Here is an 18,914-nt window from a genome sequence, read left to right as displayed (position 1 = left end):
GACCCGGATGACCGTGCGCACCGCGCTGCTGATCATCGACATGGTCAGCCCCTTCGACTTTCCCCGGGGGCCAGCGCTGCGTCGTGCAGCGCTCGCGATAGCGCCCCGGCTCGCCGGTCTCAAACGCAGGATCAAGCGCGCCGGCGGCCTGTGCATCTATGCCAACGACAATTTCGCCGACTGGACGAGTGATTTCGACGCGCTCGTCCAGCTCGCCAGGCAGTCGCCGGGGGGCGAGGTGCTCGAGGCCGTGATGCCCGAGAGCGATGACCTGCACGTCCTCAAGCCGCGACACTCCGCGTTCCACCAGACCGCGCTCGAGTCGGTACTCGGTGCGGAAAAGATCAACCGGGTGCTGGTCAGTGGAGTCGCCACGGAATCGTGCGTGCTGGCGACCGCGCTGGATGCGCGGATCCGCGAGTTGGAGGTCGCGGTGATCTCCGACTGCGTCGCCTCGAGCGGTGCAGCGCGGCGTACGGACACGCTCTCGGTACTTCGCTACAGCGAGATCCCGGTCATCAGTGCCGCGCGTGCGCTGACGGCGCCGGCCCGTTAGACGGACGGGCGCCACATTGCTCAGCCCTTCTGGGCCAGGTGATTGCGGACCGCCTCGGCCATCGGCCCCGCGGCCTCTACCGCTTCCCGCAGCTCGGCGCGGGTTACCCCCAGGGCCTGGGTCCAGTAGTCGAGCTCGTAGTCTTCGCTCAGGTTGATGCGGTCGCGGTCGGGCGAACCGGTATTGCGCTTGTCGTCGCTCATGTCCGATCTCCTCGCAGAGTGCCGCCACGGTGTGACCGCCTGCGTCGCGGTTCCGTGAATCGTTCGGCGCGGCGCTACGTCGACCTGCGGCGCCGCCACGTGACGATCTGGCCGACGATCGCGGTGACGAGGATGCACGCGTTGGTGACGATGAATACCCAGTCGCCGACCATCGCGCTGTAGGTCAGGAAGCCGACCGAGGCCGCGATCTGGCCGACGAACAGCCAGCGCGAAACGCCACGGGCGCTACGGTCACGGAGCTGGGTCGCGATCTGCCGGATGAGCGTGGCGAGGAGGATGGCCGAAGCGGCCCAGCCGATGACTTCAGGTGGCATACGCATCTGTTCCGGAGTCGAGGGAAGCCGCCGTCACGCACCGGGGCGTGCCGGCAGCAGCGGGAGTCTGCGTTGCAGGGCGTCAAGGCGACCGCAGATTCGCTCGCGGCGTGGCGTTACTTCAGCGCCCGGCGCCGTCCGACAGCGAGATGCGGCCTCGTGATGCAGGCCGGAAAGCATCCCAAGGATCAAGGCCGGTTGGCCGCCCGGCACGGTGGACCGCTCGCACAAAGCGATCGATTCGGGCGTGGCCACTCAATCCACAGGACAACGAACTTCGTGGCTGGACCGGGATCGCGCCTACCGCGACGCCGGGCGTGCACTGACGCGCTTCATCGCACGCTTGCCCGGGCTACGCCGCGTAGCAATCCCTGTGGCGGCGTACACACTGGTTTGATGGCCAGCCGCACTGCCCCGTCTGGCCTGTGCCGTTTGCGGCCGCGACTTTTTCGCGGCGGATTGATCGGGCAAGCGACACGCTGCCTGCGGTCACCGAACCATGGAGCGCGACATGCATCATTCCTGCAGATGGCTTGTTCTGGGCGCGGCCCTCGGTCTGGGCGCGTGCAAGGGCGGCACGGCCGATCCGCCGCTGCAGCCGCCGGGCGCGGAAGAGTCGTCGCGCACCGGTGTGCTCGAAGCGGGCGCCAAATTGCTGCAGGCCGAGGGCCCGGCCGGAAAGATGGACATCTACGTGGTCGGCTTCCATCCGATGAAGGACGCGCCGGACCAGCAGATGGAGGCGCATCACTACTGCCGCCAGGTCAACGAGGATTTCGCGCAGTGCACCCTGTTCGACGGCAACGCCGGCGACGCCAACCTGACCGGTATCGAATACATCATTTCCGAGCGGATCTTCGAGACCCTGCCGGCGGACGAGCGCGCGTTCTGGCATCCGCACAATGGCGAGATCCTCTCCGGCCAGCTCGTCGCGCCGGGCCTGCCCGAGGCGGCGGAGCGCGAGCTGATGCGTTCGAAGATCAACAGCTACGGCAAGACCTGGCATACCTGGCATACGCGCCACGGCACCCAGCCGGGCGATGCGATGCCGCTGGGGCCGGCGCTGCTGGCCTGGTCGTTCAGCCGCGATGGCGAAGTCGATCCGGCGCTCGTGGCCGCGCGCGACGCGCGCCTCGGGATCGACACCGCCCGGATCCGTGAAGACCGGCAGTCGCTGCGCGAGGGCGCACGTCCGCAATCGGGCGTCGACGCCCTGCGCGCGCACTTCCCCGACGCAACGCCGATCCCCGGCGTCGTCGACATTGCGTCGGGTCATGGCCCCGAGCAGCCCTGATCGCTACGGCCAGCGTCACCGCATGGCCAGGGCACAGACAAACCCGCTGGCGACGCGCCCATGGCTGCCGCCTCGCCCGGGTCGCCTTGGGGCGGTCGCCTTCGACCGGGCCGGTGGCGAGGGCTGCCCGGGCGGTGCGGGCGGCACGACCTGCACGCCTGCACGCCGCTGATACGGGAGGCTTGCCAGCCTCGAATCCCCTCGCCTCGACCGGAGCACGTCATGCCCTTGCCGCCCTCAGCCGACAACCCGATCGACCACGACCTGGAAGACACCTTCCCGGCCAGCGATCCCCCCGCCCACTCGACGCCTTCGGGGCAGCCGCGCCCGGGTGAGGGCCGTCAGCTCTCCGACACGGCGTGGATCGATCTGTATCGCATCGACACCTCGGCCCGGGGCGCAGAGGAAGCCACCCTGGGCACGATCGCCGATCTGGCCGAAACGGGGGAACTGCTGTTCGGAACGTCGCCCGCGCTCGCCCTGCTCCAGCATCTCGCCGATGGGGGTGGTTCCGCGCCCCGGGTCTGCCTGGTCAGTGGGCGCGTCGAGCTGGCGCGACTGGACACGTTCGCGGTCAAGCCCGCCAGCGGTCAGCCGCGCGCATCGATGGAAGCGCAGAGCCCGCTTGATGACGATGCGCCGGCAACGCGACCCGGCCGCCTGGTGCCGAGTGCGCTGTCCCCGGCCGATCGGGAAGTGTTCTGGGACGCGGGGCATCCGGACGCGGGCGCGCTGAGCATCGTCTCGCGCACCGTGTTCAACCTCGACCCGCGATTGCTCGCATTGATGCCGGGCGCGGAACCGGGCGGATCGCCGCGGGACTGAGATCGCCGCAGATCGCGCGCACCGGCCGGCGCCCCGCCCCCGGCGCTGTACGGCCGCGCCGAAGGATCCCTATCCCACCATCGCGGCGAGCAGGCCCTCACGATACCGACGGGAGCACGGCACCACCGCACCGTCGTGCAGGTGCAGGCGCGCATCGCCACTGTCGAGCGGTTCGATCGATGCGATCCGGTGCAGGTTGACCAGATGGCTGCGGTGGACGCGCAGGAATCGCGCAGGGTCGAGACGGGACTCGAGTTCGGTCAGCGTGATGCGCAACGGGTAGACCTTGCCGCGTACGTGCAGGTCGGCGTAGTTGCCCGCGGCCTGCACCCGCTCGATGTCGTCGGCGGCCACCAGGAACTCCCGCCCCAGCTTGCGCACGACGAATCGGCTGGGCCGCTCGACCGGCTCCACCGGCGGGCTGTCGTCGTCCGGCGCCGACAGCAGGCTCGCCTCGCCCTGCAGCCGGCGTACCAGCGCCCGATAGACATGCAGCAGCACCAGTCCAAGGAACGTGCGCGCGTCCTTCATGTACTCGTAGCCGAAGGCGTCACCGAATACATAGATCTCGCCATGCCAGGCATAGACCAGCTTGCGCATGCCGACCATCAGGCCCACGTGCGCCAGCGACCAGACGAGGCTTGCAGCCAGGTACAGCGGGAGTCGGCGCGCGATGTTGTCGAGATGGACCGGCCAGCGCGCGGTGAATGCAATCAGCGGCGGGACGAGCAGCAGCACCGCGATCGCGCTGCTGGTCTCCCAGCTGGCGATCTCCCAGGCGGCGAAATCGAGACCGGCGCGGTCCACGTCAATACGCGCCGTCGCGGTGTTGCCGATTGCCGAGAGGGCGCAGCTGAGCAGCCAGTATCCCACTTCGAAGGGGCGGCGGATGGCGAGGAAGCGTTCGGCGCCATGCGGCGGCGGGGCGGACTGGGCTGACATCGGCGCATTCTAGGTGCGGGCTGTGGCGCGGTCGTTCCCACCCGTCCCTGCGATCCGGCGGTTCGTCCCTGCGCGGGCGCCATCGGCCCCCGCCGCCAGCGGGGCGGCCTGCCCGCGTGCACGGTGGCAGGCACCTTGACTGCATGGCTGCACGGATGGAACGACGCCACGACATCGACGCCCTGCGCGTGATCGCCCTCGCGCTGCTGGTCCTCTATCACGTGGGCATGGTCTACGTGGTCGACTGGGGCTTCCACATCAAGAGCCCTGACCTGCTCGGCTGGGTCGAGTGGCCGATGGTGCTGGTCAATCGCTGGCGGATGTCGCTGCTGTTCCTGCTCTCTGGTATCGCGCTGGGCCTTGTGCTGGCGCGTCGTACGCCGGCGCGCCTGCTGGTGGAGCGCAGCTGGCGGCTGCTGTTGCCGCTGGCGTTCGGGATCGCGACGATCGTGCCGGTCCAGGCCTGGTGCGAGGCGCGCATGCTCGGCACCTTCGACGGCGGCTTCGGCAGTTTCCTGCTGCGCTACCTGCAGTTCCGTCCGTGGCCGCCCGGCAGCTTCACCGGCGCCGAGTACGGCTTCACTTGGAACCATCTGTGGTACCTGCCGTATCTGTGGGTGTACAGCGTCGCAGTCCTCGCCTCGCTGCCATGGCTGCGCATCGCTGGCGGCCCGGCGCTTGCCGACTGGCTGACCACACGCGGCCGGTGGCTGCTGTGGACGGCGCCGCCGCTGTGGTTGCTGGTGGCCCTGCTCATGCTTGCGCCGAGGTTTCCCACCACGCACGCATTGCTCGGCGACTGGTTCAGCCACGCCAGGTACTTCCCAGTGTTCGTCTTCGGTGTGCTGATCGCCCCGCGCCGCGCCATATGGAGCGCTCTCGTCGCCCGTCGCTGGGCCCTGAGTGGGCTGGCCGTGGCCAGCGCGTCGGTTTACATGGCCCTGCGGGCGGTCGGGCGCCTGCTCGAGACCGGCGCTGCGACGATGGAGAGTGTGGAATGGCTGGTGCCGCTGGCGGCCTGGAAGCTCGTGTCGGTATCGGCGCACGCGCTGTATGGCTGGACCGCCCTGCTCGCCCTGCTGGCCTGGGGCGCGCGAAGCTTGAACCGACCCTGGCCCGGCCTGCGCTATGCCAGCGAGGCGGTGTATCCGTGGTACATCCTGCACCAGAGCCTGATCGTGCTGGCCGCGTACTGGCTGATCCCGCTTGGCCTCGGACCGGTCCGGGAGCCGCTGCTGGTCCTGGCCTGCACCATCGCCGGATGCGCGGTGCTCCACGAGCTGGTGATCCGCCGCGTGCGTTGGATACGTCCGCTGTTCGGACTGCCTGCGCGCCATGCGGCGACGGCCAGCGGACGCATCCCCCCCGCCCCGGCAAACGGGATCGCATGATTCACCGCGTCGGGCAGGACCCAAATGCAGAACGCCCCTGCGCAGGCAGGGGCGTTCGCGTCGAGCAGGTGCCGATCAGCGCTTGGCGACGGCGTCCGGGTCGGCGTCACGGGCGAGGAACTGCGTGGTGACCGAAGGCAGATGCTCGAGCAGCCACTGCGCCATCTCTTCCTCCTGCTTGAGGATGCCGCGACAGACCCGCGCGGTTTCCGCATCCCCCGCGGCCTCTGCGGCGGCGATGAGCGTGGTGTAGGTGGCGATCTCCAGCGTTTCGAACACGTAGCCGGCCATTGCGCCCTTGACCACCTCATCGGACGCCACCGATCCGCCCACCGCCTGTCCAAAGGCCGCAAGCCGGCCCATGACGTCCTTGACCACCGACGGCTTCTCGCCAAGCCGCTCGAAACACGTCTCCAGCAGCTCGCGCTGGCCCTGGGTTTCTCCGATGTGCTGGGTGATACGCGCTTCCAGCTCCGGATAATGCTTGATGCGCGCGGCCTGAGCCTTGAGCATCTGCTCGGCCTGCTGTTCCATCGCATGCGCATCCCGCAGCCAGTGGATGTAGTTCTTCATCACCTCGGTCATGAGATCTCCTTCCTGTGCTTGGATTGCCTGGCAGACTTGCCGATCAGTCGAGAATAAGCAGCGGACCGGCCTCGCCAGCGTGAAGTCAGCGCCTCCGCGTCCGCCATGGCCCGGAAAAACGCTGCAGACGCAGGCCATACCTGCAGGCGGTTGCCTACCAGCGCAGGGCGAATACCGCCCGGTCACCCTCGCGCGCGAGCGCCACGTCGAACCCGCGGGCCTCGATGCTACGGGCGATGCGCACGCACTCTTCCTCGCTCAGCTGGGCAGCGTCGATATCCGATTCGAGGCAGTGCCTGGACTCGCGCGCCGCGGCTTCGGCCTGCCGCAGGATGTCGGCTACGACGAACTCCGCCACATGGCGTTGTGCGGGTCCGGCCAGCGAGCGTGCGTCGTCCGCATTGAAGCCGCGCATTGGTTGCGAGGTCATCGCGTTCTCCCGACTGGTGACTGTCGGGTCCTGTCTATCCGCCCGGGCACGGCGCGCACGTCAAAACGGCGCGGTCAGCTTGGTGGAGGAATGCTTTCGCCCGCTGTCGGGCGAGTGCCGGACGCGGCCGGATCAACGGGCATGCCGCGCCAGCCGCTGAGACAGTGCGCCGCTGCCCCAGGCCACGAGCGCGGCCGGCACTGCCAGCACGGAGGCATACAGCAGCCCGGCGATCATCAGCGCTGATGCCCCTGCAACCGAGACCACGACGGGCACCTGGGCAAGCATCACGATCGCGCCCCAGAGCCAGGCGCGCGAGGGCGCGATGGCGCCCAACGCCGCGGACAGCGCCAGGGCGCCGGGAAAGGCCATCGTCCAGAACACGGGCGCATCCCAGGGTTCGACGCCACCGGATGCGGCGGACACCATCGCCCAGTACCCGAGGCCGCCCACTGCGGCCAGCGCTGCTGCAACCCACCCACGCGATCCAGGCATCCTCTACTCCTCGCTGTACAGGGCTCCAGCAAACACAGCGCGGCGGAACACCGGATGAGTCGCCCGCAGACGATCGAGGCCTGCCCGCGCAATCGGCACGGACGCGGCACAGCCGCACAAACCCGCCTCAGGCTGCGCGCGTACGCCGGGCACGCTCCAGATGCACGAGCAGCAGCGAGATCGCAGCCGGGGTCATGCCCGGAATCCGCTGCGCCTGGCCGACGGTCAAGGGCCGCACCTGGGCAAGCTTCTGGGTGATCTCGGCCGACAGGCCGCGCACCTGCGCGTAGTCGAAGCCGTCGGGAATGGCCGTCGTTTCCTGGCGCTGCTGACGTTCGATCTCGACGCGCTGACGCTCGAGATAGCCGGCGTACTTCGCCTCGATCTCGACCTGTTCGGCGACATCCGCCTCGGCCACGCCGGGGCCCAGCGCCTGCACCCGCATCAGGTCCGCATAGCCGAGCTCGGGGCGACGCAGCAGGTCGATGCCATTGCTTTCGCGGCGCAGCTCGATACCGAGCGTGGCGACCGCATCGCGGCCGATCGCGTTCTGTGGCGAGGCCCAGATCCCGCGCAGTCGCGCGGTCTCGCGTTCGATGGCCTCGCGCCGCCGCTCGAAGCGCTGCATGCGCGCATCGTCGACGAGCCCGAGGCTGCGGCCGACGTCGGTCAGTCGCAGGTCCGCGTTGTCCTCGCGCAGCTGCAGCCGGTATTCGGCGCGGCTGGTGAACATGCGATAGGGCTCTTTCGTGCCGTGGGTGATCAGGTCGTCGACCAGCACGCCGATATAGGCCTGGTCGCGGCGTGGACTCCAGGCATCGAGACCCCGCACCTGGCGCGCGGCGTTGACGCCGGCGAGCAGCCCCTGCGCGGCGGCTTCCTCGTAGCCGGTGGTGCCGTTGATCTGCCCCGCGAAGTACAGGCCCGCCACCGCGCGTGTCTCGAGCGTGGCCTTGAGGCCGCGCGGATCGAAGAAGTCGTATTCGATCGCGTAGCCGGCGCGGGTGATGTGCGCCTGCTCGAAGCCGACGATGCTGCGCACGAGCTCGAGCTGCACGTCGAACGGCAGCGACGTCGAGATGCCGTTGGGATAGATCTCGGCGACGTCCAGCCCCTCGGGCTCGACGAAGATCTGGTGGCTGGACTTCTCGGCGAAGCGCACCACCTTGTCCTCGATCGAGGGGCAGTAACGCGGCCCGATGCCTTCGATCTGGCCCGAGTACATCGGCGAGCGATGCAGGGCGCCGCGGATGATGTCGTGGGTGCGCTCGGTGGTCTGGGTGATCCAGCACGGCACCTGGCGCGGATGGTCGTCGCGGCTGCCCATGAACGAGAACACCGGGCGCGGATCGTCGCCGGGCTGTTCGACCATCGCGGCGTAATCGAGCGTGCGGCCATCGATGCGCGGCGGCGTGCCGGTCTTGAGCCGGTCGACCACGAAGGGCCGCTCGCGCAGGCGCGCGGCCAGCGTCGTCGCCGGTGGATCTCCGGCGCGGCCGCCGGCGTACTGGGTTTCGCCGACGTGGATGCGCCCGGCCAGGAAGGTGCCCGCGGTCAGCACCACGGCCCGGGCGTCGAAGCGCAGCCCGGTCTGGGTGATCGCGCCGCGGACCACGTCGCCGTCGATGACCAGATCGTCGACGGCGGACTGGAAGATGGTCAGGCCCGGCTGGGCTTCGACCGCACGGCGCACGAAGGCGCGATAGAGGTTGCGGTCGGCCTGGCAGCGCGTCGCGCGCACCGCCGGACCCTTCGATGCGTTCAGACGGCGCCACTGGATCCCGGCGGCATCCGCCGCGCGCGCCATCACTCCGCCGAGGGCGTCGATCTCGCGCACCAGGTGGCCCTTGCCGATGCCACCGATCGCAGGGTTGCAGCTCATCACGCCGATCGTCTCGACGTTGTGGGTCAGCAGCAGGGTGCGGGCGCCGGCTCGCGCAGACGCGAGCGCGGCCTCGGTGCCCGCATGGCCGCCGCCGACGACGATGACGTCGTAGCTGGGGAAGTCGTTGCGCATGCGCGGATTATCCGCGAGATCGGGGCCGACCGGTGCCAACCGCCACAGTTGGCACAGTTTCTGCGTGGATGTCGGGGCACCCGCTGCGGCCAGCGTCGATCAAGGGGGACGCGGCCGGAATTGGAACAGGGCCGGCCAGGTACGCAGCGGGGAAGCACGGGGCCGGATGTCGGGGGACATCCGGCCCCATTTTTTTTCCGCGGGCATCGGCGCGGGGAAGCCCTGGATCAAGAGTCGACGCCCGGCGGAGACGGAACAGGGGGGATCCGGTATCCCCCGCCGGGCGTCGACAGTCAGTGTGACCTTTTCGTCGGAAACCGACGCTGCCGGTCACGCATGCGCAGCTTGTCCCGTGACCCGCAGACGCGCAAGCGTCAAAGCGGCTCGACTTCCCGGTGTGTGACGCTCGTCCTTCTTTCGCCGCGCGGACCCTGGCGAGGCGCCTGCAGCACCACGGGCGCGCGGTTCTGCGGCGCCGCCTGTGCGGGACGCTGAAGCACCGGCGGGGCCGCGGCCTGGCCGGACCCGATCTGCTGGGCCGGCCGTGGCGGACGGAACCCTCGGCGGGGGCCGGCGCGATGTTCGCCGTCGCCACGGGAAGGACGGTCACCCCGTCCGTCCGGGCGACCGGGGCCAAGGCCGTCGCCACGCGATGGCGGGCGACCCTCGTTGTTTCCACCACCGGGACGCCCGTCCCCCCACCAGCCGGGCCGGTCCGGGCGGCCGTTGCCGTCCCCCGGGCGACCGGGACGTCCGCTGTTCCAGCCGGGCCGGTCGGGACGCCCACTGCCCTCGCCCGGACGCCCGGGCCGGTCGGGCCGCTCGCTGCCCGGACCGCCGGGACGGCCGTGACCGGTGCCCGGGCGGTCCGGGCGCTCGGGCCGCGCGTGCTCGTAGGGTGGACGGCCATTGTGCGGCGGGCGGTATCCGGGGCGTCCGGGGTAGACGGGCTGCACGATGATCGGCGGCGGGCGGTAGTAGCCACCGCCGTAGTAGCCGTAGGGATAGCGGTTCCACGCGTCGTAGCTACCAGGGACGCCATAGCCGGCGCCACGGTACACGCCGTAGCCACGTCCGTAGCCGAGGGTGCCGTAGGGCGCCCCGTAGTAGTAGTCGCCGCTGCCGCCGCGGTAACCATAGGTCGTACAACCGGCGAGCGTCATGCACGCGACGAGCAGAAAGGCCTTGCGGATCATGGCGGTCACCTCGGTGGATCAGGCGGCCAGAATCCGCCGGCCGCATTGAATCCGCCCTTAAGCGGAGCTGCCGCGCAGCGGGCGCGCCCGGCGCCGGTGATTCCCGGCGGTTGCTCCGTTACGCTTGCCCGATGATGGACCCGATACCACCGCCGACCGCGGATGACGTGCTTGCCGCGGCCGCCCGCATTGCCGGCCATGCCCACGTGACCCCGGTACTGCACGCACGCACGCTCGACGCTGCGGCGGGCTGTTCGCTGCACTTCAAGGCCGAACATCTCCAGCGCGCGGGCGCATTCAAGTTCCGCGGCGCCTGCAATGCGGTGGGATCGCTCGATGCCCAGGCCGCCCGGCGCGGCGTAGTCACGCATTCATCGGGCAACCACGGCGCCGCCCTGGCGCTGGCGGCCGCGTCCCGCGGCATCGGGTGCCACGTGGTGGTGCCCGAGGGCGCGGTAGCGACAAAACTGGCCGCAATCGCCTCCTATGGCGCAGTGCTGCATCGATGCGCGCCCACGCTGGCCGCGCGCGAGGCGCTCTGCGAACGGCTGCGCGTGCAGACCGGCGCGACCCTGGTCCATCCCTATATCGACCGCAACGTGATCGCCGGCCAAGGCACGGCCGCACTGGAACTGCTGCAGACCGAGGGTCCGCTCGATGTCCTGGTGGTCCCGGTGGGCGGCGGCGGCCTCGCCGCGGGCACCGCGCTGGCGATCGCGCACGCCGCGCCCGGCACGCGGCTGGTGCTGGCCGAACCGCGCGGCGCCGACGACACGCTGCGCTCGCTCCGGGCCGGCTGCCGCGTCGACGATCTGGCCCCCGATACCGTCTGCGACGGATTGCGCGGCCTGCTCGGCCTGCCGAACTTCGGGATCCTCCACCGGCATCGCAGCGGCGGGGCGCCGGTCGAGGTGATCGCGGTGGACGATGTGGACACGATCGCGGCGATGCGCCGGATCGCTGTACACACCAAGCAGCTCGTCGAACCCTCCTCGGCGATCGCGCTGGCGGCGGTGCTGGCCAACCGTTCGCGGTTCTCGGGCCTGCGGGTGGGCATCGTGCTCAGCGGCGGCAACGTCGATCCGGAGCGACTGCCATGGCAGTCGTGAGCGGCCCGGGGGCGCGATGACACGCAGGACACGCAGTCCGCTCGGCCGGCTGCTGCGCTGGTGCTTCTGGCTGACGCTGTTGCTGGCGGCGTGGCTGCTGGGCGTGGCCGCGTGGATCGTCCATGTGGGCAATCGCGACGATGCCGCGCCGGCCGACGCCATCGTGGTCCTCGGCGCCGCTGCCTACGACGCCCAGCCGTCGCCGGTGTTCGAGGCCCGCATCGACCATGGGCTGGACCTCTATCGCGCGGGCCATGCCAAGGTGCTGATCTTCACCGGCGGCTATGGCGGCGCGCGGGCGCGGTTCTCCGAATCCCAGGTCGCCCGCCGCTACGCGCTGCGACAGGACATCCCGGCATCGGCGATCCTGATCGAATCGCGGTCGCGCACGACGGTGGAGAATCTCGTCGAGACCCGGCGCCTGTTGCAGGACCACGGCCTGCAGCGGGTGATCGTGGTCAGCGATCCGCTGCACATGGCGCGCGCCTTGCGGGCCAGCCGGCGGCTTGGCATCGACGCCATCGGCTCGCCCACGCCATCGACACGTTTCCGCACCTTCCGGACCCAGCGCGAGTTCCTGCTGCGCGAGGTGTACTTCTTCCATCGCGACCTGTTCGAAGTGGTCAGGGAAGGAATCGGGTCATGACCGCCCATCCGCAGACCGCGGCCCGGGTGCTGGTCGAGGCGTATTACGCCGCATTCAATGCCGGCGATCGCGAGGCCATGCTCGCGCTGCTGGGCGACGACGTGGCGCACGACCTCAACCAGGGACCGCGCCAGACCGGTCGCGCCGCGTTCGCCGCCTTCATGCAGCGCATGGACGCCTGCTATCGCGAGCGGCTGGACGAGGTGGTGGTCCTGGCCTCGGCCGACGGCCGCCGCGCTGCGGCCGAATACGTGGTGCACGGGCAGTACCTCGCCGACGATGCCGGGCTGCCGCCCGCAAGAGGCCAGACCTACAGGCTGCCCGGCGGCGCGTTCTTCGGGATCGCGGACGGCCGGATCACCCGCGTCACCAACTACTACAACCTGGAAGACTGGATCGCGCAGGTGCGCTGAGCGCGCCCAGGCCGCCGGGACGCCCCGGTGGTGGGCGCGCGATCGGCATGCGCGAACCCGACGCAGAGGGCGTATCAACGGCGGCGATGGCCCTGCCCGATGCGCCAAGCGATGCGCCCTTTCAGCGCGCGGCCTGACCGTCGGCGACCAGGGTCAGACCTTCGCTGAGCAGCCAACGCGTCGCCATCACCCGCTGCGGCTGCGGTTGGTCCTTGAGCACATCGACCATGTGCCGGAAGGACCGGCACCGCGCCTGCCGGCTGTCGGGATCGGTGCCGGTCGCGGTCATCCCGATCATGAAGCCGTCGTGGAGCAAGGTGGCCGTCACTGCGGCCGCGCGCAGGACCTGCTGCGCGGCGGCGGGATCGAATGCCTGCGGCTGTCCCTGCAGGCCACTCAGCGCGACATCGGTGAAGGCGTTGGCGAAGCGTTCGCGGCTGGCAGGACCAAGCGTGTCGACGGTGCGCTGGAAGGCGGCGAGATCGCGGCGCGCGTCCGGTTCGAACAGGGCGCACAGGGCGGACGCCTCGGCCGGTTGCCGGGAAGACTGCAGCACAGCCTGGAACAGGGCATCGATCGAGGGCGCCGACGCGCGTCGCAGCACGTCACTGCCGGTCGCGAGCACCGCCGCGGGATCGAGCCGCGACAGGTCGATCTCGTACTGCTGTTGCGCGCTGACCATGCCGGGCGCGACGAGGGCGGCGCAGCACAGGGAAAGGGCGAGATATCGGCGCATCGCTGGGGCACTCCTGACCGGCACGGTGAGCGCGAGTCTAGGTGTGCGCGGCTGAACTCTGCCGGCGCGCCGCCTGCGGTCGTGCACCTCGCCAACACGCGCATGCGCATGGTCGGCAGGTGGGCTGCGGTGTATCGCCCGGTCTGGAGGGCGCGGGGTCACAGTGCGCGGTCCACCGCTTCTGCGCGCATCGCCGACGCGCAGACCGGCCTTCAGGTCAGGCCCGCTGCCGCACCGGCATGGTGAAGGACAGGCGGCCGCCGGGGCTGTCGAGCTCGGCGGTCAGCTGGCCGCCGTGCGCACGGGCGATTTCCCCGGCAGTGAAGAAGTTCCAGGCGTCCTGCCGCCCGACGCCTGCAGGTCGGACCAGTGAACCGCTGACCGAATCGAGCACGTGGACGGGCAGCGACAGTCCCGTCGCGCGCACATCCATCCGCAGGCGGTCGCCGGCGGTTCCGATGTCGACGCTGACCGTACTTTCCGCGTCGCTGTGGCGCAGCACATTGACCACGAGGTTGGCGAGCAGTTGGGCAAGCGGTCCGGGCGCACAGTCGACCGTGCCGTCGATGCGGCACTGGGTTGCGATCGGACGTCCCGGATGCTGCGCGGCCAGCCGGTTCAGCATGCGCGTGATCTCCGATGTCAGTGCCGCCGCCCCGACGGCGGTCAGCTCGGCGTCCGCGCTGATCTGGTCGTGGTTGAAACTGGCCAACTCGTCGATCACGTCCGCCATGCGCCACGCGCTGTGTTCGATGGAGCGCGCGAGCGCCATCGCCTCCTCGCCGAGGCCACGCGAAGCGCGCAACGCGTGCGCGTCCATGACCACGGCCTGCAGCGGATCGCGCAGGCCGTCACTGACCTCGCTGATGAACTGTTCGCGCGCGCCCGCAACATCGAGTGCACTGCGCAACGCCGACTGGCTGAGCTGCAGCCGGTCCACTAGTTCCAGTTCCGAGCCGATCAGTTGCGCAAACAGTTCGAGCATCTCGACCATCCCCCGGGCCTCCACGCTGGAAGGCGCTGGATCGATCGCACACAGGGTGCCGAAGAACTCGCCATTGACGGCGTAGAGCGGCACCGAGATGTAGCTCTCAAGCCCGTACCGCAGCGGCGTGTGATGGCTCGCGTAGACGGGATGCGCACTGGCATGTTCGAACACGACCGGGCGGCGGTGGTCGCGGATCTCGTTGCAGATCGTCGTCTCGAGCGGCAGCTCGCTGCCGGGCACCAGTCCGAAATCGATCTCGTCGCGCACCGCGCAGGTGATCCATTGCGTATCCGTCACCCGCGCCACTGCCGCGAACCGCAGGCCGGTGAGTCGGGTGACCACTTCCAGCAGCTTGGGGACGAACGCGATCCGGCTGATGGCCGCGACATCGGGGTGATCGGAGCCGTCCATCCTTGTCTCCCGCCGCGCCCCGGAAGCGGGCCATGGCCATTGTCGGCCATCCGTTGGCCGGGGGCCAAGACAGCGGTCGTCGCGGCGGCCGCGATCATCGGCGCGCATCGACGGTACCGCGACGAAGCTGCGTGGCGTGCAGAACCGGCAGGGTGCCTGCACGGCATCGACACGGCGCGCGCCATGCTCGCACAGCGCGGCCGCACTGCGCGGACGCCCCACACGTGAGGCATGACATGCACACCAACAAGACCGGCAACGAAGGCGCGTTCGCGGATCAGACCGCGCAAGGTGAATCCGACCACAGCGAAGGCCGCCGCAATCCGGGCCAGGGCAGCGAGCCGCTCGGCGGGCAAGACGGCGACGGCGGCCACGACGCCGACGGCAGCCCCTCCCGCCAGGGGCCGCGCCCGGGCAAGGGCTGACGCAGGCTGCGGCGTCGCCGGCTCAGCCGTCGCGACGCCGTACCGGAATCGCACTGGCCGGGAACCGTGCCAGCTCGCCGTCGGCCTCGCGGATCGGCGCGCCATGGGCCGGCGACCATGCCATCGCGGTGATCCACTCCCAGCTTGCCGGCAGGCCCGCCTCGGTGCGGAACTGCTCGTAATGCGCGGCTGCGGCTTCGAAGCGCGCACGCCCGGTCAGCGCGCGGCGACGGCTGGCAAGCGCATTGGTCGCGCCGGTCGCACGCTGCTCGCGCATCAGCGATTGCATGTCCGGATGCCAGTGCACGGCCACGTCGCGGTCGAGCACCGGATTGCGGAAGCCCGCGCGCATCAGCGCGTCGCCGAACTCGGCGATCGACGCGAACGGGCTGACGTGCGGCTCGGCGTCGGCGACGCCGAACGACTCGCGCAGTTCGATCAGCGTCTGCGGGCCGAAGGTCGACACCAGCAGCAGGCCGTCGGGCTTGAGCACCCGGCGGAAGCCGGCGAATGCCGCGGGCAGGTCCTCGACCCATTGCAGGCACAGATTGGAGAACAGCACGTCGACGCTGTTGTCGGCCACCGGCAGGGCGCGCAGATCCGCGCACACGCGATCGACGGGTCTGTGCAGGCCCAGCCGGTCACGCCAGCCCGTCCTCACGGGCGCCTGCTGCAGCATCGACAGCGAGAGGTCCATCGCGATCACGCGCGATTTCGGCCAGCGCTGGTGCATCGCCAGCGCTGCATGCGCCGGTCCGCTGCCGACGTCGAGCACGACCGCGGGCACGCGGTCGTCGAGGTATTCCAGCGATTCGAGCAGCTGGGCCTCGACGCCGCGCTGCAGCGCGGCGGCGGCGGTGTAACTGGCCGAGGCGCGCGAGAACGCACGGCGCACCTGCCTGGAATCGAAAACGGACATCATCGGTCTGCCGTGAACTGGAGCAGCCGCGCGGCAACCGCGTCGGCGTGGGTGAGGAACGGGGCGTGGCCGGCGTGTTCGATGGTCTCGGCGAGCGCACCCGGTGCCAGGGCTGCGGCGGCCTGCATCGCCCGCGGATCGACGAGGCGGTCGCGTCGGCCAGACAACCACAGGCTCGGCACGGTCAGCGACGGCAGCAGCGCGCGCAGATCGCTGCGCTCGAGCAGGCCCAGGCCATCGGCGAGGACATGCGCGGCCGGTTCACCGCGTGCGAACACCTCGGCGCGCAAGGCGCGCAGTTCGCCGCGGGCATCATCGGAGCCGAACGCCTCCAGCGCAAGAAAGCGATCGAGCGTGGCGCGGTAATCGCTGCGCAAGCCCCGGGCGAAGTCGCGGAAGATCTCCGCCGACATGCCGTGCGGCCAGTCCTCGCCGCGCACGAAGCGCGGCACCGCGCACAGCATGCCGAGCGCGGGGACCCGGTGCGGATGCCGCGCCGCCGCCTGCAGGGCGAACAGGCCGCCGAGCGACCAGCCCACCCAGGGCGCTGCCGGCAGCGCATCGGCCAACGCGTCGACGACGGGGCCCAGCGCGAGCGGCAAGGCGGCGTCGCGGCTCAGGCCGTGGCCCGGCAGGTCGACCAGATACAGCGTGCGCTGCGCCTGCAGGCGTTGGCGCAACGGCGCGAACACCCCGCCGTGCATCGCCCAGCCATGCAGCAGTACCAGCGGCGCGCCCCGGCCTGCCACTTCGATGTGCACTCCGTGCGGCATGTCCAATGTGCTCATGCGCCCCTGTCTCCCCGCAGCGCCCGGGTGCGCCGCGTGCTGCCAGCCGCGGGACGGGCGACGACGATCGCGAACGCGACGATTCCCAGCGCCACCACGACCGCGCCGAGCAAGGCCTGCCCGCGCGGCCAGGCTTCCTGCAGGAACAGCGCGCCGAGTCCGGCCGCGAACAGCAGCTCGGCAGCCTGCATCCCTTCGACCGCGCCCAGCGCGAGCGGATTGTTGCGGACCATGCCGGTCGCCTGGAAGAACAGGATCGTCGCGATCACGCCCGCGCCCAGCGCCACCCCGGCCGCCAGACCCAGCTGCGACATCGACGGCAGGCCGGCCTCGTACCAGGCGAAGGCCGCGACGGGTATCCACAGCGGCTGGCTGGCCAGCGTCATGCCGAACACGCGCTGCGTGGCATTGAGGTCTTCGCCGGTGCGCTCGAGATGCAGCAGCAGCAGGCGGTTGCCGAGCGGATATGCAACTGCAGCGGTCAGCACGCAGGCCAGCGCGATCCACCCGGCCCGATCGAGACCGCTGCCGCCGTAGCCCAGCTGCATCAGCAGCACGCCTGCCAGGATCATCGCCGCGATGCCGAGCGCCGCGCGCGGTATGCGCCGGCGCGCATCACGGTAGAGCAATGGCGCGCACAGCATCCCGGCGATCACGGTGAACTGGAAACTGCCGGCCACCAGCCACGCCGGGCCGCTGGACGCGGCGAACGTAAGCATGCAGCAGAACAGCACGAAGCCGATCGCGCTGCAGCGCAGCCATGCCCAGGGATGCGCGGCGATCGCGCGCAGCACCGGCGCGGTCCCGCCCTGCATCGGCATCAGCGGCAGCAGGAGCGGCAGGGTGATGAAGTAGCGCAGGGACGCGATCCACGCCCAGTGCCCGCCACCGCTCGCGCTGGCGCGGTTGAGCACGTAGGTCAGGCTGAAGAACAACGCCGAAGCGAGCGCGAGGCCGACCGCGAGCAGCGCGCGACGCGCCTCGGGTTGTGCGACGGTCATGGCCGTGTGCGGCGGGCCGCATCGGCGCATGCATCCCGCGCAGTGGCGAGCGCATCGACCAGCGCGTCGACGTCTGCATCGCCATGCGCGGCGCTGAGGGTCACGCGCAGGCGCGCCTGGCCATCGGGCACCGTCGGCGGGCGGATCGCCGCCACCCAGAACCCGGCGGCATCGAGCGCTGCCGACATCGCCAGCGCAGTGGCGTTGTCGCCGCAGCGGAGCGGCTGGATCGGCGTCTCCGACGGCATCAGGTCCAGCCCAAGTCGCAGCGCCCGTGCACGGAACCGCTGCACCAGCGCCGTCAGGCGCTCGCGCCGCCAGTGCTCGTGGCGCGCGATGCGCACCGCGGTCAGCGCCGCGCCTGCCACCGCCGGCGGCAACGCGGTGGTGTAGACGTAGGGCCGCGCGGTTTCGGCCAGGTGGCCGATCAGGTCCACATCGCCGGCGAGCACCGCGCCGCAGCCGCCCAGCGCCTTGCCCAGCGTGACCAGCCGCAAGGGCACCGCCTCCACGTCGAGTCGAGCCTCGGCGACGCTGCCGCGGCCATCGGGGCCGACGACGCCGATGCCGTGCGCATCGTCGACGTACAGCAACGCCTGCTGCACGCGCGCGACGATGGCCAGCTCGCGCAACGGAGCGATGTCGCCGTCCATGCTGAAGACGCCGTCGGTGGCGAGCATGGCCGCGCCTTCGGGCAGCGTGCGCAACTGGCGCAGCGCGCCCTGCGCATCGGCGTGTGGATAGCGGCGCAGCCGGCAGCCGGCGAGCCGCGCGGCATCGATCAGGCTCGCGTGGTTGAGGCGGTCCTGCACGCAGGCGTCGCCTTCGCCGAGCAGGCCCTGCACCACGGCGAGGTTGGCCGCGAACCCACTGCCGAACAACAGGGCCGCGGGCAGCTGCAGCCAGTCGGCGATCTCGCGCTCGAGCGCGTCGTGCAATGCGTGGTGGCCGCTGACCAGGTGCGAGCCACCGCTGCCGACCCCGTGCAGCGCCGCAGCGTCCTGCAGGGCCCCGGAGACCTGGAAATGCGACGCGAGGCCGAGGTAGTCGTTGCCGCAGAAGTTCAGCAGCCAGCGCGTGCTGCCGTCACTGCCGGCGACTTCGCTGCGCATGCCGTCGCGGCGCAACACCGTGCGCCGCACGCGGCGTGCCTGCAGCTGCGTGCGTGCCTCGCGTTCAGCGCGTGCGCGCGCGCGCAGATCGGGCCGG

At 70.6% G+C, this 18,914-nt stretch carries 22 protein-coding genes; 8 read left to right on the top strand and 14 right to left on the bottom strand.

Annotated elements, in window-relative coordinates; translation table 11 throughout:
- The first annotated feature begins 7 nt into the window (after positions 1-7).
- Positions 8-556: an isochorismatase family cysteine hydrolase gene (locus EGK76_RS10940; protein ID WP_123832629.1), complete on the top strand. Its 549-nt coding sequence runs from the start codon at positions 8-10 to the stop codon at positions 554-556.
- 20 nt (positions 557-576) lie between these two features.
- On the opposite strand, the gene EGK76_RS10935 is transcribed toward EGK76_RS10940, so the two are convergent.
- Positions 577-759 carry a DUF3606 domain-containing protein gene (locus EGK76_RS10935; RefSeq protein WP_096296687.1) on the bottom strand — a complete coding sequence of 61 codons (183 nt, stop codon included), beginning with the start codon at positions 757-759 and terminating at the stop codon, positions 577-579.
- Between the two features lie 74 nt (positions 760-833).
- Positions 834-1,094: a hypothetical protein gene (locus EGK76_RS10930; protein ID WP_096296688.1), complete on the bottom strand. Its 261-nt coding sequence runs from the start codon at positions 1,092-1,094 to the stop codon at positions 834-836.
- A 511-nt stretch (positions 1,095-1,605) separates the two neighbouring features.
- Between EGK76_RS10930 and EGK76_RS10925 the strand changes: the two genes are divergently transcribed.
- Positions 1,606-2,388 (top strand): OBAP family protein, encoded by a 783-nt coding sequence (locus tag EGK76_RS10925; protein ID WP_096300173.1) that lies wholly within the window; start codon positions 1,606-1,608, stop codon positions 2,386-2,388.
- A 222-nt stretch (positions 2,389-2,610) separates the two neighbouring features.
- Positions 2,611-3,213 carry a hypothetical protein gene (locus EGK76_RS10920; RefSeq protein WP_123832628.1) on the top strand — a complete coding sequence of 201 codons (603 nt, stop codon included), beginning with the start codon at positions 2,611-2,613 and terminating at the stop codon, positions 3,211-3,213.
- A gap of 69 nt (positions 3,214-3,282) precedes the next feature.
- Here the strand turns inward: EGK76_RS10920 and EGK76_RS10915 are convergent, their stop codons facing one another.
- Positions 3,283-4,155 (bottom strand): LytTR family DNA-binding domain-containing protein, encoded by an 873-nt coding sequence (locus EGK76_RS10915; protein ID WP_123832627.1) that lies wholly within the window; start codon positions 4,153-4,155, stop codon positions 3,283-3,285.
- Between the two features lie 155 nt (positions 4,156-4,310).
- Here EGK76_RS10915 and EGK76_RS10910 point away from each other — a divergent pair, with 155 nt between their 5' ends.
- Entirely contained in the window at positions 4,311-5,546 is a 1,236-nt protein-coding gene (locus EGK76_RS10910) for an acyltransferase family protein (protein ID WP_096296691.1), read from the top strand.
- A 75-nt stretch (positions 5,547-5,621) separates the two neighbouring features.
- Here the strand turns inward: EGK76_RS10910 and EGK76_RS10905 are convergent, their stop codons facing one another.
- From EGK76_RS10905 to EGK76_RS15545, 5 genes are all read right to left on the bottom strand, one after another.
- Entirely contained in the window at positions 5,622-6,131 is a 510-nt protein-coding gene (locus EGK76_RS10905) for a ferritin-like domain-containing protein (RefSeq protein WP_123832626.1), read from the bottom strand.
- Positions 6,132-6,285: 154 nt separating this feature from the next.
- Positions 6,286-6,561, bottom strand: a complete 276-nt coding sequence (locus EGK76_RS10900) for a hypothetical protein (RefSeq protein WP_123832625.1) — start codon at positions 6,559-6,561, stop codon at positions 6,286-6,288.
- Between the two features lie 132 nt (positions 6,562-6,693).
- Entirely contained in the window at positions 6,694-7,056 is a 363-nt protein-coding gene (locus EGK76_RS10895; protein WP_123832624.1) for a hypothetical protein, read from the bottom strand.
- A gap of 127 nt (positions 7,057-7,183) precedes the next feature.
- On the bottom strand, positions 7,184-9,073 hold the full coding sequence (mnmG, locus tag EGK76_RS10890; RefSeq protein WP_123832623.1) for a tRNA uridine-5-carboxymethylaminomethyl(34) synthesis enzyme MnmG: 1,890 nt from the start codon (positions 9,071-9,073) through the stop codon (positions 7,184-7,186).
- A 374-nt stretch (positions 9,074-9,447) separates the two neighbouring features.
- A complete protein-coding gene (locus EGK76_RS15545; RefSeq protein ID WP_199730901.1) occupies positions 9,448-10,269 on the bottom strand; it encodes a hypothetical protein in 822 nt (273 codons plus the stop codon).
- 131 nt (positions 10,270-10,400) lie between these two features.
- Between EGK76_RS15545 and EGK76_RS10880 the strand changes: the two genes are divergently transcribed.
- Genes EGK76_RS10880 through EGK76_RS10870 form a run of 3 tightly spaced genes read left to right on the top strand, consistent with a single transcriptional unit; the run spans position 10,401 to position 12,437 of the window.
- Positions 10,401-11,378, top strand: a complete 978-nt coding sequence (locus EGK76_RS10880; RefSeq protein WP_123832622.1) for a pyridoxal-phosphate dependent enzyme — start codon at positions 10,401-10,403, stop codon at positions 11,376-11,378.
- A gap of 16 nt (positions 11,379-11,394) precedes the next feature.
- Entirely contained in the window at positions 11,395-12,024 is a 630-nt protein-coding gene (locus EGK76_RS10875; RefSeq protein WP_123832621.1) for a YdcF family protein, read from the top strand.
- Positions 12,021-12,437 (top strand): ketosteroid isomerase-related protein, encoded by a 417-nt coding sequence (locus EGK76_RS10870; RefSeq protein ID WP_123832620.1) that lies wholly within the window; start codon positions 12,021-12,023, stop codon positions 12,435-12,437. The genes EGK76_RS10875 and EGK76_RS10870 overlap by 4 nt, the downstream gene beginning before the upstream one ends.
- Before the next feature lie 121 nt (positions 12,438-12,558).
- Here EGK76_RS10870 and EGK76_RS10865 read toward each other — a convergent pair whose 3' ends face one another.
- Together EGK76_RS10865 and EGK76_RS10860 are read right to left on the bottom strand one after the other, a co-directional pair.
- Entirely contained in the window at positions 12,559-13,173 is a 615-nt protein-coding gene (locus tag EGK76_RS10865; RefSeq protein WP_123832619.1) for a hypothetical protein, read from the bottom strand.
- Positions 13,174-13,390: 217 nt separating this feature from the next.
- Positions 13,391-14,572 carry a GAF domain-containing sensor histidine kinase gene (locus tag EGK76_RS10860; protein ID WP_158613490.1) on the bottom strand — a complete coding sequence of 394 codons (1,182 nt, stop codon included), beginning with the start codon at positions 14,570-14,572 and terminating at the stop codon, positions 13,391-13,393.
- Positions 14,573-14,808: 236 nt separating this feature from the next.
- Between EGK76_RS10860 and EGK76_RS10855 the strand changes: the two genes are divergently transcribed.
- Complete coding sequence (locus EGK76_RS10855; protein ID WP_096296702.1) at positions 14,809-14,997, top strand: hypothetical protein; 189 nt, start codon at positions 14,809-14,811, stop codon at positions 14,995-14,997.
- 22 nt (positions 14,998-15,019) lie between these two features.
- Here EGK76_RS10855 and bioC read toward each other — a convergent pair whose 3' ends face one another.
- Genes bioC through bioF form a run of 4 tightly spaced genes read right to left on the bottom strand, consistent with a single transcriptional unit; the run spans position 15,020 to position 18,904 of the window.
- Positions 15,020-15,919, bottom strand: coding sequence for a malonyl-ACP O-methyltransferase BioC (gene bioC, locus EGK76_RS10850; protein ID WP_123832617.1), 900 nt, complete (start codon positions 15,917-15,919; stop codon positions 15,020-15,022).
- Positions 15,916-16,677, bottom strand: coding sequence for a pimeloyl-ACP methyl ester esterase BioH (gene bioH / locus EGK76_RS10845; RefSeq protein ID WP_123832699.1), 762 nt, complete (start codon positions 16,675-16,677; stop codon positions 15,916-15,918). The genes bioC and bioH overlap by 4 nt, the downstream gene beginning before the upstream one ends.
- A 23-nt stretch (positions 16,678-16,700) precedes the next feature.
- Positions 16,701-17,705 carry a multidrug resistance efflux transporter family protein gene (locus EGK76_RS10840; protein ID WP_123832616.1) on the bottom strand — a complete coding sequence of 335 codons (1,005 nt, stop codon included), beginning with the start codon at positions 17,703-17,705 and terminating at the stop codon, positions 16,701-16,703.
- Complete coding sequence (gene bioF / locus EGK76_RS10835; RefSeq protein WP_233580278.1) at positions 17,702-18,904, bottom strand: 8-amino-7-oxononanoate synthase; 1,203 nt, start codon at positions 18,902-18,904, stop codon at positions 17,702-17,704. The genes EGK76_RS10840 and bioF overlap by 4 nt, the downstream gene beginning before the upstream one ends.
- Between the last annotated feature and the right edge of the window lie 10 nt (positions 18,905-18,914).

The sequence above is a fragment of the Luteimonas sp. 100069 genome (assembly GCF_003813845.1).
GTDB lineage: Bacteria > Pseudomonadota > Gammaproteobacteria > Xanthomonadales > Xanthomonadaceae > Luteimonas > Luteimonas chenhongjianii.
This window is presented reverse-complemented; position numbering and strand designations above follow the sequence as displayed.

What these genes read in the sequence shown, in the direction of transcription:
- EGK76_RS10940 (WP_123832629.1), top strand. Translation starts at nt 8, where the DNA reads ATGACCGTGCGCACCGCGCTGCTGATCATCGACATGGTCAGCCCCTTC.
- EGK76_RS10935 (WP_096296687.1), bottom strand. Translation starts at nt 759, where the DNA reads ATGAGCGACGACAAGCGCAATACCGGTTCGCCCGACCGCGACCGCATC.
- EGK76_RS10930 (WP_096296688.1), bottom strand. Translation starts at nt 1,094, where the DNA reads ATGCCACCTGAAGTCATCGGCTGGGCCGCTTCGGCCATCCTCCTCGCC.
- EGK76_RS10925 (WP_096300173.1), top strand. Translation starts at nt 1,606, where the DNA reads ATGCATCATTCCTGCAGATGGCTTGTTCTGGGCGCGGCCCTCGGTCTG.
- EGK76_RS10920 (WP_123832628.1), top strand. Translation starts at nt 2,611, where the DNA reads ATGCCCTTGCCGCCCTCAGCCGACAACCCGATCGACCACGACCTGGAA.
- EGK76_RS10915 (WP_123832627.1), bottom strand. Translation starts at nt 4,155, where the DNA reads ATGTCAGCCCAGTCCGCCCCGCCGCCGCATGGCGCCGAACGCTTCCTC.
- EGK76_RS10910 (WP_096296691.1), top strand. Translation starts at nt 4,311, where the DNA reads ATGGAACGACGCCACGACATCGACGCCCTGCGCGTGATCGCCCTCGCG.
- EGK76_RS10905 (WP_123832626.1), bottom strand. Translation starts at nt 6,131, where the DNA reads ATGACCGAGGTGATGAAGAACTACATCCACTGGCTGCGGGATGCGCAT.
- EGK76_RS10900 (WP_123832625.1), bottom strand. Translation starts at nt 6,561, where the DNA reads ATGACCTCGCAACCAATGCGCGGCTTCAATGCGGACGACGCACGCTCG.
- EGK76_RS10895 (WP_123832624.1), bottom strand. Translation starts at nt 7,056, where the DNA reads ATGCCTGGATCGCGTGGGTGGGTTGCAGCAGCGCTGGCCGCAGTGGGC.
- mnmG (WP_123832623.1), bottom strand. Translation starts at nt 9,073, where the DNA reads ATGCGCAACGACTTCCCCAGCTACGACGTCATCGTCGTCGGCGGCGGC.
- EGK76_RS15545 (WP_199730901.1), bottom strand. Translation starts at nt 10,269, where the DNA reads ATGATCCGCAAGGCCTTTCTGCTCGTCGCGTGCATGACGCTCGCCGGT.
- EGK76_RS10880 (WP_123832622.1), top strand. Translation starts at nt 10,401, where the DNA reads ATGATGGACCCGATACCACCGCCGACCGCGGATGACGTGCTTGCCGCG.
- EGK76_RS10875 (WP_123832621.1), top strand. Translation starts at nt 11,395, where the DNA reads ATGACACGCAGGACACGCAGTCCGCTCGGCCGGCTGCTGCGCTGGTGC.
- EGK76_RS10870 (WP_123832620.1), top strand. Translation starts at nt 12,021, where the DNA reads ATGACCGCCCATCCGCAGACCGCGGCCCGGGTGCTGGTCGAGGCGTAT.
- EGK76_RS10865 (WP_123832619.1), bottom strand. Translation starts at nt 13,173, where the DNA reads ATGCGCCGATATCTCGCCCTTTCCCTGTGCTGCGCCGCCCTCGTCGCG.
- EGK76_RS10860 (WP_158613490.1), bottom strand. Translation starts at nt 14,572, where the DNA reads ATGGACGGCTCCGATCACCCCGATGTCGCGGCCATCAGCCGGATCGCG.
- EGK76_RS10855 (WP_096296702.1), top strand. Translation starts at nt 14,809, where the DNA reads ATGCACACCAACAAGACCGGCAACGAAGGCGCGTTCGCGGATCAGACC.
- bioC (WP_123832617.1), bottom strand. Translation starts at nt 15,919, where the DNA reads ATGATGTCCGTTTTCGATTCCAGGCAGGTGCGCCGTGCGTTCTCGCGC.
- EGK76_RS10840 (WP_123832616.1), bottom strand. Translation starts at nt 17,705, where the DNA reads ATGACCGTCGCACAACCCGAGGCGCGTCGCGCGCTGCTCGCGGTCGGC.